A 14986-nucleotide genomic window follows, 5' to 3' on the forward strand; every position below is an offset into this window, starting at 1 on the left:
AACCGTCATAAAAATAAATGCGGCTATTTGCTTTAAAATAACGCCAATTGATGCGAAAAGATGTCTTCTCGCAGTATTTTACAATTGGTCATCAGCGTACCTTTTTTCAAGCCGCAAGGCCGCCGTTTAACCCGATATAACTTATCTTGATAAAGCGGAAGGTTGGGTAAACTGCCTCAAAACACATTTGCCCGCCGCAAACCTGCCGGTGGGTTATCTTATCCAAACAGCTGAAATCACTCATATAAAATCAGAACCAAATGTATTGCCGAAGAAATGCCGCGTGTCTTCGGCCATCGGTTCAGACGGCCTGTTGCCGTATCGCTTATAATGCGGCCTTTACAAAAATACGGAGCCTGCTGCACCGCAGTTCGGCATAAAAACAGCCGTATTCTAGTTTTCAAACCACAACCACAAGGAACCCCGCCATGAATTTACCGGCCTGCCCGCAATGCGGCTCAGAATTGACTTACCACGACGGCGTGCAGTTCGTCTGCCCCGAATGCGCCCACGAATGGCAGGAAGGCGAAGCCGCTCCCGAAGAAGTACCGGTAGTGAAAGACGCCAACGGCACGCCGCTGGCCGACGGCGATACCGTGGTGCTGATTAAAGATTTGAAAGTCAAAGGCAGCTCGATGGTGATTAAGCAAGGCACCAAAGTAAAAGGCATCCGCCTGCAGGAAGGCGACCACGACATCGCCTGCAAAATCGACGGCAGCGCCATGAACCTGAAATCGGAATTTGTGAAAAAAGCCTGAGCGGATTCAGGCTGCGGCACAGACGTTTCTTTGCAAAACAATGTGCTAGAATGCGTGCACTTATTTTCAGACGGCCTTCAAGCATTTTTGCCAAGGTCTAGGGCCGTCTGAAAGCGAACCTAACCGGCTCCGCTGAAATGAACCAAACCGCCTGCACATCGGTCTCGGTTTTATACCTTACTTTTAAACACCGGCCGTTTCAGACGGCCTGCTTATTCCATCGAATTATGAACCGTTCAAAAATCTACCGTTTGGCCCTGCTGGGCATCGTCTCCGCCGTATTGGCCGCCTGCGGAACCAAAAAATCCCCGCCCGTTACCCAAGTGCCGCCCAAAACCGTACCGCCCGTCGTTACGCCCGGCGCACCGCTTCCGGCCGGCACACCCTCGCCGCAAGGTTACACGCACACCCCCGGCGGCGGCGCCAGCTACACCGTCGTTCCCCACAACGCCATGCCGCAATGGCACGAACAGAATTTCTCCGAAAGCCTGCGCTCATTCCGCCTCGGCTGCGGTAAGCTGCAAGCCCAACCGAACTGGCAAAACGTGTGCCGTCAGGCCGCCCAAACGCCTTATCAAAACGCCGCCGCCAAAGCCTTTTTCGAGCAATATTTCACGCCGTGGCAGGTGAGCGGCAACGGCAAACTCGGCGGCACGGTAACGGGCTATTACGAGCCGGTGCTGCACGGCGATGTGCGCAGCACGCGCAAAGCCCGCTTCCCCGTGTACGGCATTCCGAACGACTTCGTATCCGTAGAATTGCCGGCCGGACTGCGTAACAGCAAAACCACCGTGCGCATCCGCCCCACCAGTCAGAATAAAGGTGCAATTGACGCCAACGGCACCTACACCGCCGACTTGAGCCAATTCCCCATCACCGCCCGCACCCGCGCCTTGAAAGGCCGTTTTGTCGGCAACCGCTTCGTGCCTTACTACACCCGCGCCCAAATCAACGGCGGCGCGCTCGACGGCAAAGCACCGATTTTGGGCTATGCCGACGACCCCGTAGAACTGTTTTTTCTGCACATTCAAGGTTCAGGCCGTCTGAAAACACCCGACGGCCGCTACATCCGCTTGGGCTTTGCCGATAAAAACGAATATCCCTATGTATCCATCGGCCGCTACATGGCCGACCGGGGCTATCTGACTTTGGCGCAAACCACCATGCAGGGCATCAAAGCCTACATGCAGCAAAACCCGCAGCGCTTGGCCGAAGTATTGGGCCAAAACCCCAGCTATGTGTTTTTCCGCCAACTGCCCGGTAATGACGACGGCCCCATCGGCGCACTCGGCACACCGCTCTTGGGCGAATACGCCGGCGCGGTTGACCGCCACTACATCACCCTCGGCGCACCGCTGTTTGTGGCCACCACCCATCCCGTCAACAACTACGCCCTCAACCGCCTGATTATGGCGCAAGATACCGGCAGCGCGATTAAAGGCGCCGTGCGCGTGGATTACTTCTGGGGCTACGGCGACGAAGCCGGTGCGGTGGCAGGCAAGCAGAAGCACACCGGTTATGTGTGGCAGCTGCTGCCCAACGGCGTGATGCCCGAATACCGTCCGTAAAACTTAGCGGTTTCCGCAGCGTGTTTGCGGCTTTGTAAAAAGTTTCAGGCCGTCTGAAAAGTATTTTTCAGACGGCCTGTCTAGTATTTTTATGAAGCGTAAACCAACCGATAGATTACTTAATCAGCTTGGCAAAATAAGCCAACACACGCACCAGCTGGCAGGTATAAGACATTTCGTTATCGTACCAAGCCACGGTTTTCACCAGCTGTTTGTCGCCTACGGTTATCACTTTGGTTTGGGTCGCATCAAACAGAGAGCCTGCTTCCAAGCCGATAACGTCTGAAGACACAATCGGGTCTTCGTTATAAGCATAATAATCGCTGGCAGCCTTTTTCATGGCCGCATTCACTTCCTCAACCGTAACGGGGCGTTCCAACACAGACACCAATTCGGTAAGCGAACCGGTAGCCACGGGCACGCGCTGCGCCGCGCCGTCCAATTTGCCTTTCAGATCGGGAATCACCAAGCCGATGGCTTTGGCCGCGCCGGTCGTGTTCGGCACGATGTTCAATGCAGCGGCACGGGCGCGGCGGAAGTCGCCTTTGCGGTGCGGCGCATCTAAGGTGTTTTGGTCGCCGGTGTAGGCGTGGATGGTCGTCATCAAGCCTTCTACGATGCCGAACTCTTTATGCAGCACGTCGGCCATCGGAGCCAAGCAGTTGGTGGTGCACGAAGCGGCGGAAATCACGGTTTCGCTGCCGTCTAAAACATGTTCGTTCACACCGTAAACCACGGTTTTCATATCGCCGCCGGGAGCGGAAATCACCACTTTTTTCGCGCCTGCTTTAATGTGTTTTTCGGCTTTTTCCTGTTTTGTGAAGAAGCCCGTACATTCCAGCACCACATCAATGCCCAACTCGCCCCAAGGCAGGTTTTCCGGATCGGGGTCGGCAAACACTTTGATTTCTTTGCCGTTTACCACAATCGCATCATCTTTTAATTCGGCTTTACCTTGAAAACGGCCTTGGGTGGAATCGTATTTGAACAGGTGCAGCAGCATATCGGCGGGCGTTAAATCGTTTACCGCCACTACTTCGATACCGTCGGTTTTGATGATTTGGCGCAAAGCCAGCCGGCCGATGCGGCCGAAACCGTTAATCGCTACTTTAATGCTCATTTGTCTGCTCCTTAAGCAATCGGATAGGGATGGATTTCAATACCTTATTTGTACCATGAAATAAAATTACTTCATAGCATTATTTTCATAAAACTACATAAAATCTGATTTAAGTTAAGTAAAAGGCCCAAAAGGCCGTCTGAATAATTTAATATATGATTTTAAAATAAAAAGATGATAAAGCCATTCAGGCACTTACATTAGGAAAAATCGGTTTTAAAATTTAAAAACAGTTAGTTAAAAAATAAAAACGCATCAAACGATGCGCTCTAAACATTAGCCGATATGTAGCAAAAATGAAATAAACTTTCAACTTATCCGGTAAGCCCATACTTCATCCCATTTAGGCCGCAGCATCTATTGCTTTAGCGTTTAAAACCAATCCGCCGATAAGTAAATACTATTAAAAAGATTATGTTGGTGGTTGTGTTTTATCGTATTATCCAAACCATATACTGATCAGATATACCCGTTGGTTGAGGAACATTCCATGCAGCAAAGAACATTGGCGAAATCCATTCATGTTACCGGCGTCGGCCTGCACTCCGGCGAGCGTGTGGCATTAACGCTGAATCCCGCCCCTGAAAACAGCGGCATTTCTTTCCGCCGCACCGATTTGGAAGGCGTGCAGGGCGAAACCATCAAGCTCAATCCCTATTTGATTAACGATACGCGCTTGTCTTCCACCGTGGTTACCGAACACGGCGTGCGCGTCGGTACCATCGAGCACATCATGTCGGCTTTGGCTGCTTACGGTGTGGATAACGCTTTAATCGAATTGAACGCGCCCGAAATCCCGATTATGGACGGTTCGAGCCTGCCGTTTATTTATCTGCTGCAAGATGCGGGTATTGTCGATCAAAAAGCCCAAAAACGCTTTTTAAAGATTTTGAAGCCGGTAGAAGTGCAAGAAAGCGGCAAGTGGGTGCGTTTTACCCCTTACGACGGCTTCAAGGTAACGCTGACCATCGAATTCGACCACCCCGTGTTTAACCGCAGCAGCCCCACTTTTGAAATCGACTTCGCCGGAAAATCGTATATCGACGAAATCGCCCGCGCCCGCACGTTCGGCTTTATGCAGGAAGTGGAATTGATGCGCTCGCACAATCTCGGTTTGGGCGGCAATCTTTCCAACGCCATCGTAATCGACGACACCGATGTGTTGAACCCCGAAGGTTTGCGTTATCCCGACGAATTTGTGCGCCATAAAATTCTCGATGCCATCGGCGATCTGTATATCGTCGGCCATCCGATTATCGGCGCGTTTGAAGGCTATAAATCCGGCCACGCCATCAACAACGCGTTGCTGCGCGCCATTCTGGCAGACGAAACCTGCTACGAATGGGTAGAGTTTGCGCGTGATGAAGATTTGCCAGCCGCATTCCACAGCCTGCCTTCCGCCGCTTAAAGCCGCTAAGCCTTTATCAATCAAATGAGGCCGTCTGAATGGTTCAGACGGCCTCATCTATTATGGTTTGGGTTGTTGTGTTTCTTCGCTGCAAAAAAACGAATAAAGCAGCCCTATGGTTTGGGTAACACGTTCGTCGGTGATGTAATACAGGCGTTCCCGGTGTTTGATTTCACAATCAACCAATCCGGCTTCACGCAGCAAGGCCAGTTGGCTCGACATTGCGGCTTGGGGCAATCCGGCCATTTTGGCCAATTCGGTTACATTACGGCGTTGGTCCTGCAAACTGCACAATACGGCTAAACGGTTGGTATTGGCCATCAGCTTCAAAAAAGCCGTGGCTTCTTGGTATTTGGAAAACATTTCTTCCATGTATGTCATTTCTCTTTAATCAACATCGTTGCGCATTGTATAGCGGAATAATATTGCTTTTAAAGATTTTTCAGACGGCCTTAAATATATTTTTCACAGTCTGTATGCTTATTGACGGTTCCACGGCATAACCGCCAACAACCTTGCCATACCGCAAAAGCCGGTAATGCCCGCAGTGAGCAAACCCAAGCCAACAAAGGCGCACAGCAGGTAAAAAGCCGGCGAAACCAACCAGCCCAGCACCGCGCCGGTTAAGATTAAGGTTCCGGCGGCAATCTGTACCTGACGCATCATTTCAAGCGGTTGGGAGCGGTCGGCTTGAGTAGGCAGCCCGGCCGATTTCCAACCGTCTAACCCTTTTTCGAGAACAAACGCTTCTTTGCCGCCGCAGCACTGTGCCAAAATCTCTGCCGCATTGCGGGTGCGCATACCCGATTTACAATGAAAAATCACGCAAGATGCCTGTTGTGCCGCTTCGGGCAAACCTTGCTGCTTGATTTGATCCAAAGGTTGCAAAAGCGAGTGTTCGATATGTTCGCGGCGGTATTCGTCGGGCTGGCGGATATCGACTAACACCGCTCCCTGCTCCAGTTTGCGTTTGGCGTGGTTAGGCGTGATTGTTTTGATGTTCATGTGTGTTCTTTCGTGTTGTTCATTTGTTTTTTGTAATCAACCAACTTGATTTTTACTACGGCATTGCAACGCCTTAGCTCAAGGTTTGAGGCCGTCTGAACCGAATATTCAGACGGCCTGTTGCTGCTTTGTTCAGCGTTTGTCGCTCGGGCAGGTATTGATGCCCAGCAAGGTGTAGATCAGGCAATTCGACATCAGGCCGGTAGCCAAAGGAATCACACCCAACCAACCCCACCAACCTATGGTGCCGGTAGCAGCCAAAATCATCAAAACCGCACCTGCAACAATACGGATTACTTTATCGATACCGCCTACATTGCGTTTCATGGCATTTCTCCGTTTGGTATAAACATTTGAAATTTCATTTATATAAACTAAATTATATATGTGAAAAATAATAAATGTCAATGCAAAAAGCCGTCTGAACATTTCAGACGGCCTAAAGCTTTGCCAAAGTGCCCGCGTATTGCAGAATTGCAGCTAGGCTCATAGAGAGGTGGCAGAAATCGCAAACGGTTATTTCGTCATGTTATTTTTGTGACGAAACACGCCGGTAATGCACAAATTCATAATTGATGCCGTTTTCGGCAGTGCGTAATCCCTCTCGGTTTACGTGCCAATCATCGGGGTGAATGTCGGGAAAAAACGCATCGCCCGCCACATCCAAATCGATTTCGGTAATACGCAAATCGGTAGCCAAAGACAGGGCTTGGGTATAAATTTGCGCGCCGCCCATGATGATGATTTCTTCCGCTTCGGCACACATTTCCAACGCACTTTGCAGGTCGCAAACGGTTTCGGCACCTTCGGCCGCATAGTCTGCCTGACGGGTAACAACAATATTGCGGCGGCCGGGCAAAGGTTTTTTGGGCAGCGATTCCCATGTTTTCCGGCCCATAATCACAGGTTTGCCGCCGGTATAGCTACGGAAAAAGGCAAAATCTTCAGGCAGATGCCACGGCATCGTGTTGTTTATGCCGATACAGTTGCGGTTATCGCAAGCGGCAATCAGAGTAATTTTTTGCATAAGTTATCCGTAAACGGCGTTTCAGACGGCCTCATTGTAAATCAAATAACCTGCTTTGCCTAAGAAGCATTGAAACCTTTGCAAAACCCATTTGCGGCGCATTTGTGCGCTGCACAGTGCCATGCCTTGAACCGCATCCGCATCTGAAGATTGTGCACAGTTTTGGCGTTATTTTTTCAGACGGCCTGAGACTTGGGCACACGATAAGCCAATCAACCCGTTTTTCATACAGGGCAGCAAGCCGCGGACGGTATGGGTAATACGGAACCGATTCTGTGCCGCTTCAGCCGCTTATACAATCGTTCTCTTTGAGCTAAGGCACAGCAACGCTTTATTTTATTAAGAGTTAAGTTGATTAACCATACCGAAGCCTTATTGAGCCGATACCGCCAAACACTACCGTCGGCACAGGCGGCAGCTTTTAGCATGTATCTCATTCAATATCACAATAAAAATATTAATTATATTTGATTTAATCCATATTATTATCATGGACAAAATAAATATTACCGCTTATCATTAATTCCAACCGATTATAATGAAACGGAATGAATTTTTACCCTTACACTTAATCAACACATTTTTGATACCAAGCAACAAAGCGATTCTGTTGCTGCTTTAACGGCTTGCAGAACCGTTTTCCTTTCTATAATCGTTCGGGTGTACCGTCAGTTAACTTACGGCAAGCTCCAAAACAATATTGTCATGCTTTTCCGTAGCCCGGATCCGCGTTAAACCACCGCAATAACGGGCTATTGCTTAACCACAACCTATAACTTTAATTTAAGGAAATCATGATGGCGGGTTCGTATTCACTTTACCGTTGTGCCGTTTTATCTACTTCAACCGGCATGCTCGACAGCGTGCTCGACCGCAACAGCCCCATCGACATTCTCCGCTTGCGCGTGCACATGCACGGCCAAAGCCATGCCGACGGCTGTAATTTGAAATCGGAAGAATTTTTCGACTGGATGCGCGAACATCCCGACGAGTTGCTGAGCACTTCGCCGCCTAGAGAAGACTGTTTGCGCAAAACCTTTCTTTATTTGAAAAAACAGGGCTACCGCGAAGCCATTGTTACCACCATCGCCAGCAAACTCAGCGAAAGTTTCAATGTTATCCGTTCGGTGGCCGAAGAAATGCACAACGATATTAAAGTGCATGTTGTCGATACCGGCACAACCTGTATGCCCGAAGGCTTTTTCGCGCTCGAAGCACACCGCCTGCTCGCAGCGGGTAAAAGCAGCGCCGAAGTGCTCGATTATTTGGAACGGCTTAAACCGCGTTGCGAATTGATTTTCGGCGTGCAATCGCTCACCCAGCTTGCCCGCAGCGAAGGCCTGATGCGCATGGGCGCAGCATTTAACGATTGGTTGGGTTTGAAAACCATATTGCGCCTCAATTCAAAGGGCATTTCGCATTTGGCCAGCATACAAGACAACGAACAAATGATAGAACGCCTTATCGAAGCACTGATGGTGATCACAACCGATAAAAACCCCACCCATCTGGTCATATCCGGCGGTTATTGCGGCGATTACGGGCTTTATCAGCAATTTGCCGCCAAACTGCATCAAAAAACCGGCCTTCATTTGGAAAACGGCCTGCCGATTTCGCCGGCAATAGGCGTTTACGCAGGTTTGAATGCCATCGGCATCGGCATTGTAGAGCGTTTGCCCGAATAATCCATTATGTTGATTTCATAAAATAAAAACATGAAACTGCTTAACAATGCTTTCAGACGGCCTATGGTTTTTTGCCCGTTCGTTTTAATGTTTCCTAATAAGAAACAAATAATCAACAAAATCTGTATTTATCTACCAATAGTGATTCATTACAATGCACTCATTCGATAAAGCCGACCAAGCAATCAGTCGGTATTTCATTCAAATTAACACATTAACTTGGAAAAGGAATTTACCATGAAAAAAACTACTACCATTTTTGCCGCCATCGCTCTTTCAGCTGCTTCTTTAGCTTCTGCACGCGGTGTAGATCTGCCTGAATGGAACCACGCCAACGACTCAAACCGTCCTTTGGCCAACCTTCAAGAAGTTCATTACCCCGGCGTTAAACCTACTGCCAAAAAAGATGACCGTATTAAATTTACCGCAACCAACCACGTTGCCCCCGAAAGCGATGCCTACCAATCTTTAGGCCGTAACGAAAGCCGTTAATACGGGCATCTTACTCACTGTTTCTCCCAAACAAACAGGCCGTCTGAATAGATTTCAGACGGCCTGTTTTAGATGGCACAAACAATATGTTGGATTACCACTGCGAATAAGGATGCTTGCTCAAATAAGCATTGGTAAATTTACCGTTCGATGTGATTTCCTCGCCCAACCAATCGGGTTTTTCAAACGGCACGCCTTCTCCCGGCAATTCCAGTTCCGCCACCACCAAAGGCGCGTTGTCGCCGAAATATTCGTCGATTTCAAACATAAAACCGCGGTATTCGATTTTATAGCGGTGTTTTTCCAGCTTAAACGGGCACATCGTCTGCATCATCTGCTCCGCGTGCGCCACCGGAATTTCATATTCAAACTCACTGCGGGTGGTATCGGAAATATAGCCCTTCAACGCCAGCCACGCTTTGCGGCCGACAATCCGCACGCGGATCGTGCATTCCTTATCCACACTCAAATAACCCTGCCGCATCATTTCCGGCTCGCCGGCTTCCTCGCGCCAGCTGTCGTTTTTTAAAAGAAAACGGCGTTCGATTTCGATAGTCATGATTCAGACGGCCTCAAAATGGTTTGAATACAACAAGATACAAAGCAGCAATCATAATCACCACCGGAATTTCGTTAAACACGCGAAACCACTTATGCGAATAGCGGTTGCGGTTATCCTCAAAATCCAGCAGCAGGCGGTAGCAGTAAAAATGGTAACCCAGCAAAACCACGCCCAGCGTTACTTTCGTATGCACCCAGCCCATGCCCCACCAACCGGTGGCAAAGGGAATCACAAAGCCGGTTATTACCGCACCGATTCCCAGCGGCGTCATAAACCTAAACAACCGCCTCGCCATGCCCAACAAACGCAGATATTCGCCGCGGTTACCTGTTTCCACCTGTGCCAGATTCACATAAATACGCGGCAGGTAAAAAAGCCCGGCAAACCACGAAATGATAAAAAACACATGCAGCAGTTTGAACCATAAATACATTTTCAGACGGCCTTTGGAAAATAACCGACATATTGTAGCCCCAAACACGCCCCGATAGTTAAGATTTGTAGGCCGGTCGGGCTTTTTTGCTAAAATACCGCCGCACTTTACACGAAAGGGAAAACAACATGATCAAACAATTCGAAATTCACGGTGGCGTCAAAAAAGAACTCCAAGCCTATCTTGATGAGCGCAATACCGACCTGAAAACCGCGATGGATAGCGAAGAACGCAACCGCGAAGTCGCCGCCATCATCCACAACGGCCTGCCCGCGATGGTAAGAAAAATCTATTCGCTCGAAAAAATGCAGAAGTTTTTTTGGGAGAAAAAAGACCTGATGGTAGAGTTTGTTGCCGCACGCTTGAATGCTGCCGACAAGAAACCGAAAGGCAGTAAAAATACCAATCAGAAGAAACGCTGATATGTCCTAGGGCGTGTCGTTAGAAGGCTTGTGAAGCGGATTTTTGAGGCAAAATCCGCAGATGCAAGGCAAAAAGCACAGCAAGATTGGACATCTTGCGCGCATTTTTAACGCCGCAGATGTGGATTTTGACCAAAAATGCCGCCGCAATGCTTTCTAACGACACGCCCTAAACCAAAGGCCGTCTGAAAGCGAGTTTTGCAAGCTTTCAGACGGCCTTTAAACATCTCTACTACTTGATTTATCCGCATAATCCCGCTTGCCGAAAATCGCACTGCCCACCCGCACATGCGTTGCACCGCAGGCAATCGCGGTTTCCATATCGGCCGACATGCCCATCGACAGCACATCTGCCTGCACACCGGCTGCATTCAAGTCGGCCAACAACTGCTCCATCCGGCCAAACTGACTGCGCAGGGCATCGGCATCGGCATCCGCTTCGGCCACACACATAAAACCGCGCACCTGCAAACGCTGCAGCTTCGCCGTTTCGCAGGCCAGTGCCACCGCTTCCTCCGGCGCCACACCGTGCTTGCCCGGCTCGCCTGCAATATTTACCTCGATACATACCTGCAAAGGCGGCATTTCAGACGGCCTCTGTTCGCTCAAACGGCGTGCGGTTTTTAAACGGCTTACCGTGTGCAGCCAATGCGCCCGCTCGGCAACAAAACGGGTTTTGTTGGACTGAACATCACCGATCACATGCCACACAATATCCGGCAAATCGGCCAATTCTTCCGTTTTACCATACCATTCCTGAATATAGTTTTCGCCGAAATCACGCGCACCCGCCGCATACGCTTCGCGGATATCGCCTGCAGGAAAGGTTTTGCTCACCGCCACCAGATTCACGCTGCCCGCCTTGCGGTGTGCCGCCGCTTCCGCACGGCCGATTGCCGCCAATACATCCCGATAATTCTGTTGCAGCCTTGTCATGATTTTTTCCATATTCCACGGTTTTTGTACCGTTAGCAAAAATAATTAAATTTTTACTTGGTTTAACAACTTTATCTATTTAAAATAAACGGCTGAATAACCTTGGCCGTCAACATACAGAATGCAAACGGCTCAGAAAATTTTAACTTAAAAAGCAAGGCCACATTATGCAAATTACCGACTTACTCGCGTTTGGTGTCAAAAACAAAGCATCCGACCTCCACCTCAGCTCAGACCTGCCGCCCATGATCCGCGTACACGGCGACGTGCGCCGCATCAACCTGCCCGAAATGGGCAGCGACGAGGTGGGCAATATGATTACTTCGGTGATGAACGATTACCAGCGCAAAGTCTATCAACAAAACATGGAAGTAGACTTTTCATTCGAGCTGCCCAATGTTGCGCGTTTCCGTGTAAACGCATTCATGACCAACCGCGGCCCGGCAGCCGTATTCCGTACCATTCCCAGCACCGTATTAACTTTGGAAGACTTAAAAGCCCCGCGTATTTTCCAAAAAATCGCCGACAATCCGCGCGGTCTCGTTCTAGTAACCGGCCCCACCGGTTCGGGTAAATCCACCACGCTGGCGGCCATGATCAACTACATCAACGACACCCAACCCGCACACATCCTTACCATCGAAGACCCTATCGAGTTTGTGCACACCAGCAAAAAATCCCTCATCAACCAGCGCGAACTCCACCAACACACCCACAGCTTCGCCAACGCCCTCAAATCCGCCTTGCGTGAAGACCCCGACGTGATTCTGGTGGGTGAGATGCGCGACCCCGAAACCATCGGCCTCGCCCTCACCGCCGCCGAAACCGGCCACTTGGTATTCGGCACTCTGCACACCACCGGCGCCGCCAAAACCGTTGACCGTATCGTCGACGTATTCCCGGCCGGCGAAAAAGAGATGGTGCGCTCCATGCTTTCCGAATCGCTGCGCGCCGTGATTTCGCAAACCCTGCTGAAAACCCGCGACGGCAACGGCCGTGTGGCTGCACATGAAATTTTGGTGTCCACCCCTGCCGTGCGCAACCTGATCCGCGAAAACAAAATCGCCCAAATCAACTCCGCCCTGCAAACCGGTCAGGCACACGGTATGCAAACGCTCGACCAAGCCTTGCAAAATCTGGTGCGCCAGGGTGCGATCAGCCCGGAAACCGCACGCAGCAAAGCGCAAAGCTCCGATCTGATTTTATGATGAAACAAACACATAAGGGTAAAACACCATGAGCGAATCCAACCAACTGCACAACCTGCTGGCGGAAATGGTTCAGGCTTATTCAGAAAAAAACCAGCCGCCGCACATTCCCACGCCTGCCGAAATCGGCGCACATCTGCACCCCTTGCTCGACCGCATGTGTCAGGAAGCCGAACAACGCAGCGCGTCCGATATCTTTATCAGCGCAGGTTTTCCGCCCGCGCTGAAAGTAAACGGCGTGATGACCCCGATGCCCCACAAAGCATTAAACGGCAAAGACACCGCCGAAATCATCCAATCGACCATGAACGACGACCAACTCGAAGCGTTCAACCGCGAATTGGAACTGAACTATTCGGTGCAATCGCGCAGCAACACCCGATACCGTGTCAACGCCTATCACGAGCAAGGCCGCTGCGGCATGGTATTGCGCCGCATCAACCAACGCGTGCCGACGGTAGATGAGCTTTCTTTGCCGCAAAAACTCAAAGACTTGGCACTCACGCCCCGCGGCCTGCTCATTTTGGCCGGCCCCACCGGTTCGGGTAAATCCACTTCGATGGCGGCCATGATCGACCACCGCAACCAAAAAGTGCCCGGCCATATCGTTACCATCGAAGACCCCATCGAATATCTCTACCAGCCGCGCCGCTGTATCATCACCCAACGCGAAATCGGCATCGACACCGCAGATTGGAAACTGGCCGTGCAAAACGCCATGCGTCAGGCACCCGATGTAGTATGTATCGGTGAGGTGCGCAGTGAAGCCAGTATGGAACACGCCTTGCAACTGGCACAAACCGGCCACTTGTGCGTATTTACCCTGCACGCCAACAATGCCGCCCAAGCCATCGAACGGATTCTCAACTTCTACCCCGAAGACCGCCAAGCACAAGTATTGATGGATTTGGCACTCAACTTGACCGCTATCATCGGCCAGCGTTTGGTGCTTAAAAAAGGCCGCCACCAACGCACCGCCGTCATCGACCTGCTGCTCAACACACCGGCTATGCAGGATTTGATTTTCAAGGGTGAATTGTTGGAAATCCGCGATCTGATGACGCGCTCAAGCGTAGAAGGCATGCAAACATTCGACCAAAACCTGTTCGACCTTTATCTCAAAGACCAGATCGAATACGACGAAGCCCTGCGCCAAGCTGATTCCGCCAACGATTTGCGTCTGCGTATCCAGCTGCACGAAGAAGGCGACAACCCCGAACGCTTATACGACAGAATCAGCGATTTGAACTTGATGTAAATCCACACCGGTATTTGTCATAATCAATATGCCGGTTTCGGATGGAAAACAACCTTAGGGGCGGATAATATATCCGCCCCTTTTGATGCTTGGGCGGAAAGAATGTTGATACCGCAGCTTTCTGCCAACAGTGTGGTGGTAATGGAGAATGCGCCTTTCCACAAAGGTCATGCCGAAGTGTTGTTGAAAGAGAAAGGCCATAGCCTGAGACCTTTGCAAAACCCTCAAAAATTCTTTAAATTAAATTCCCACTCACATCAAACTCTGGGAATTTAGAGGATTTTGTTCATGAGCAGCTTTTTACACACCGACGCCCTCCACCACATCGAAAAACATCTTGACCGCTTCCCACTCATCAAACTCGACCGTATTCTTGACTGGGCACCCATCGAACAATACCTCGCCGGCCGCAAAACCCGCTACGTGCGCGACAACGGCGGCCGTCCCGCTTATCCTTTGCTCTCCATGTTCAAAGCCGTCCTGCTCGGCCAATGGCACAGCCTCTCCGACCCCGAACTCGAATACAGCCTCATCACCCGCATTGATTTCCAACTCTTCTGCCGCTTCGACGACTTCCGCATTCCCGACCACAGCACCCTCTGCCGTTTCCGCAACTGGCTGGCACAAGACAACACCCTGGCCGGACTGCTGGATCTGATTAACCGCCAACTGACTGACCAGGGCTTAAAAGTAGAGAAAGCATCCGCCGCCATCGTTGACGCCACCATTATTCAGACGGCCGGCGGCAAACAGCGTCAGGCCATCGAAGTGGATGACGAAGGCGTTGTCTGTGGCGAAACCACCCCCGGCAAAGACCCGGATGCCAGGTGGATCAAAAAAGACGGCCGCTTCCATCCGGGCTACAAACAACACACCCGCACCGATGCGGACGGCTATATCGAGAAACTGCACATCACTCCGGCCAATGCTCATGAGTGTAAACACCTGCTGCCATTACTGGCAGACATCGCAGAATACAGCACCGTCTATGCCGATAAAGGCTACGACAGCATGGAAAACCGGCAACATTTGGAAGAACGTCAGCTGCGGGACGGCATCATGCAAAAAGCACACCGTGGCTGCCCATTAAGTCAAGAGCAGAAA

General features: G+C 50.5%; 17 protein-coding genes. 9 read left to right on the forward strand and 8 right to left on the reverse strand.

Annotation, left to right across the window (positions count from 1 at the left end):
• Positions 1–428 precede the first annotated feature (428 nt).
• Entirely contained in the window at positions 429–758 is a 330-nt protein-coding gene (locus AKG43_RS09585; protein WP_054600344.1) for a zinc ribbon domain-containing protein YjdM, read from the forward strand.
• A gap of 227 nt (positions 759–985) precedes the next feature.
• Positions 986–2326, forward strand: a complete 1341-nt coding sequence (locus tag AKG43_RS09590) for a murein transglycosylase A (protein ID WP_054600345.1) — start codon at positions 986–988, stop codon at positions 2324–2326.
• Between the two features lie 115 nt (positions 2327–2441).
• On the opposite strand, the gene gap is transcribed toward AKG43_RS09590, so the two are convergent.
• Positions 2442–3446 carry a type I glyceraldehyde-3-phosphate dehydrogenase gene (gene gap / locus AKG43_RS09595; RefSeq protein WP_054600346.1) on the reverse strand — a complete coding sequence of 335 codons (1005 nt, stop codon included), beginning with the start codon at positions 3444–3446 and terminating at the stop codon, positions 2442–2444.
• A 490-nt stretch (positions 3447–3936) separates the two neighbouring features.
• Here gap and lpxC point away from each other — a divergent pair, with 490 nt between their 5' ends.
• Entirely contained in the window at positions 3937–4854 is a 918-nt protein-coding gene (gene lpxC, locus AKG43_RS09600) for a UDP-3-O-acyl-N-acetylglucosamine deacetylase (protein WP_054600347.1), read from the forward strand.
• A gap of 60 nt (positions 4855–4914) precedes the next feature.
• On the opposite strand, the gene AKG43_RS09605 is transcribed toward lpxC, so the two are convergent.
• The 4 genes from AKG43_RS09605 to AKG43_RS09620 form a co-directional block, all read right to left on the reverse strand.
• The gene (locus AKG43_RS09605; RefSeq protein WP_096777397.1) at positions 4915–5226 is read right to left on the reverse strand and encodes a helix-turn-helix transcriptional regulator; all 312 of its coding nucleotides are present in this window, start codon (positions 5224–5226) and stop codon (positions 4915–4917) included.
• A gap of 108 nt (positions 5227–5334) precedes the next feature.
• Positions 5335–5859, reverse strand: coding sequence for a rhodanese family protein (locus AKG43_RS09610; RefSeq protein ID WP_054600349.1), 525 nt, complete (start codon positions 5857–5859; stop codon positions 5335–5337).
• 132 nt (positions 5860–5991) lie between these two features.
• Positions 5992–6186 carry a DUF2892 domain-containing protein gene (locus AKG43_RS09615; protein ID WP_054600350.1) on the reverse strand — a complete coding sequence of 65 codons (195 nt, stop codon included), beginning with the start codon at positions 6184–6186 and terminating at the stop codon, positions 5992–5994.
• A gap of 202 nt (positions 6187–6388) precedes the next feature.
• Positions 6389–6886: a dihydrofolate reductase gene (locus AKG43_RS09620; RefSeq protein WP_054600351.1), complete on the reverse strand. Its 498-nt coding sequence runs from the start codon at positions 6884–6886 to the stop codon at positions 6389–6391.
• A gap of 794 nt (positions 6887–7680) precedes the next feature.
• Between AKG43_RS09620 and AKG43_RS09625 the strand changes: the two genes are divergently transcribed.
• Complete coding sequence (locus AKG43_RS09625) at positions 7681–8571, forward strand: DegV family protein (protein ID WP_082403054.1); 891 nt, start codon at positions 7681–7683, stop codon at positions 8569–8571.
• Positions 8572–8808: 237 nt separating this feature from the next.
• Complete coding sequence (locus AKG43_RS09630; RefSeq protein ID WP_054600353.1) at positions 8809–9063, forward strand: hypothetical protein; 255 nt, start codon at positions 8809–8811, stop codon at positions 9061–9063.
• A gap of 94 nt (positions 9064–9157) precedes the next feature.
• Here the strand turns inward: AKG43_RS09630 and AKG43_RS09635 are convergent, their stop codons facing one another.
• Together AKG43_RS09635 and AKG43_RS09640 are read right to left on the reverse strand one after the other, a co-directional pair.
• Positions 9158–9622 (reverse strand): CYTH domain-containing protein, encoded by a 465-nt coding sequence (locus AKG43_RS09635; RefSeq protein WP_054600354.1) that lies wholly within the window; start codon positions 9620–9622, stop codon positions 9158–9160.
• Between the two features lie 13 nt (positions 9623–9635).
• Entirely contained in the window at positions 9636–10058 is a 423-nt protein-coding gene (locus AKG43_RS09640; RefSeq protein WP_054600355.1) for a CopD family protein, read from the reverse strand.
• A 128-nt stretch (positions 10059–10186) separates the two neighbouring features.
• Between AKG43_RS09640 and AKG43_RS09645 the strand changes: the two genes are divergently transcribed.
• A complete protein-coding gene (locus AKG43_RS09645) occupies positions 10187–10480 on the forward strand; it encodes a hypothetical protein (RefSeq protein ID WP_054600356.1) in 294 nt (97 codons plus the stop codon).
• Positions 10481–10699: 219 nt separating this feature from the next.
• On the opposite strand, the gene AKG43_RS09650 is transcribed toward AKG43_RS09645, so the two are convergent.
• Entirely contained in the window at positions 10700–11416 is a 717-nt protein-coding gene (locus AKG43_RS09650) for a YggS family pyridoxal phosphate-dependent enzyme (protein WP_054600362.1), read from the reverse strand.
• Positions 11417–11583: 167 nt separating this feature from the next.
• Here AKG43_RS09650 and AKG43_RS09655 point away from each other — a divergent pair, with 167 nt between their 5' ends.
• The 3 genes from AKG43_RS09655 to AKG43_RS09665 all read left to right on the forward strand — a co-directional run.
• The gene (locus AKG43_RS09655) at positions 11584–12624 is read left to right on the forward strand and encodes a type IV pilus twitching motility protein PilT (RefSeq protein WP_054600357.1); all 1041 of its coding nucleotides are present in this window, start codon (positions 11584–11586) and stop codon (positions 12622–12624) included.
• Between the two features lie 28 nt (positions 12625–12652).
• Positions 12653–13882: a PilT/PilU family type 4a pilus ATPase gene (locus tag AKG43_RS09660; RefSeq protein ID WP_054600358.1), complete on the forward strand. Its 1230-nt coding sequence runs from the start codon at positions 12653–12655 to the stop codon at positions 13880–13882.
• 288 nt (positions 13883–14170) lie between these two features.
• The coding region (locus AKG43_RS09665; RefSeq protein ID WP_054600359.1) for an IS5 family transposase at positions 14171–14986 on the forward strand (816 nt) is incomplete at its 3' end.

It is taken from the genome of Neisseria sp. 74A18 (assembly GCF_001308005.1).
Classification (GTDB): Bacteria; Pseudomonadota; Gammaproteobacteria; order Burkholderiales; family Neisseriaceae; genus Neisseria; species Neisseria dumasiana.

Coding starts and splice junctions, on each gene's coding strand:
- AKG43_RS09585 (WP_054600344.1), top strand. CDS start 429: ATGAATTTACCGGCCTGCCCGCAATGCGGCTCAGAATTGACTTACCAC.
- AKG43_RS09590 (WP_054600345.1), top strand. CDS start 986: ATGAACCGTTCAAAAATCTACCGTTTGGCCCTGCTGGGCATCGTCTCC.
- gap (WP_054600346.1), bottom strand. CDS start 3,446: ATGAGCATTAAAGTAGCGATTAACGGTTTCGGCCGCATCGGCCGGCTG.
- lpxC (WP_054600347.1), top strand. CDS start 3,937: ATGCAGCAAAGAACATTGGCGAAATCCATTCATGTTACCGGCGTCGGC.
- AKG43_RS09605 (WP_096777397.1), bottom strand. CDS start 5,226: ATGGAAGAAATGTTTTCCAAATACCAAGAAGCCACGGCTTTTTTGAAG.
- AKG43_RS09610 (WP_054600349.1), bottom strand. CDS start 5,859: ATGAACATCAAAACAATCACGCCTAACCACGCCAAACGCAAACTGGAG.
- AKG43_RS09615 (WP_054600350.1), bottom strand. CDS start 6,186: ATGAAACGCAATGTAGGCGGTATCGATAAAGTAATCCGTATTGTTGCA.
- AKG43_RS09620 (WP_054600351.1), bottom strand. CDS start 6,886: ATGCAAAAAATTACTCTGATTGCCGCTTGCGATAACCGCAACTGTATC.
- AKG43_RS09625 (WP_082403054.1), top strand. CDS start 7,681: ATGATGGCGGGTTCGTATTCACTTTACCGTTGTGCCGTTTTATCTACT.
- AKG43_RS09630 (WP_054600353.1), top strand. CDS start 8,809: ATGAAAAAAACTACTACCATTTTTGCCGCCATCGCTCTTTCAGCTGCT.
- AKG43_RS09635 (WP_054600354.1), bottom strand. CDS start 9,622: ATGACTATCGAAATCGAACGCCGTTTTCTTTTAAAAAACGACAGCTGG.
- AKG43_RS09640 (WP_054600355.1), bottom strand. CDS start 10,058: ATGTATTTATGGTTCAAACTGCTGCATGTGTTTTTTATCATTTCGTGG.
- AKG43_RS09645 (WP_054600356.1), top strand. CDS start 10,187: ATGATCAAACAATTCGAAATTCACGGTGGCGTCAAAAAAGAACTCCAA.
- AKG43_RS09650 (WP_054600362.1), bottom strand. CDS start 11,416: ATGACAAGGCTGCAACAGAATTATCGGGATGTATTGGCGGCAATCGGC.
- AKG43_RS09655 (WP_054600357.1), top strand. CDS start 11,584: ATGCAAATTACCGACTTACTCGCGTTTGGTGTCAAAAACAAAGCATCC.
- AKG43_RS09660 (WP_054600358.1), top strand. CDS start 12,653: ATGAGCGAATCCAACCAACTGCACAACCTGCTGGCGGAAATGGTTCAG.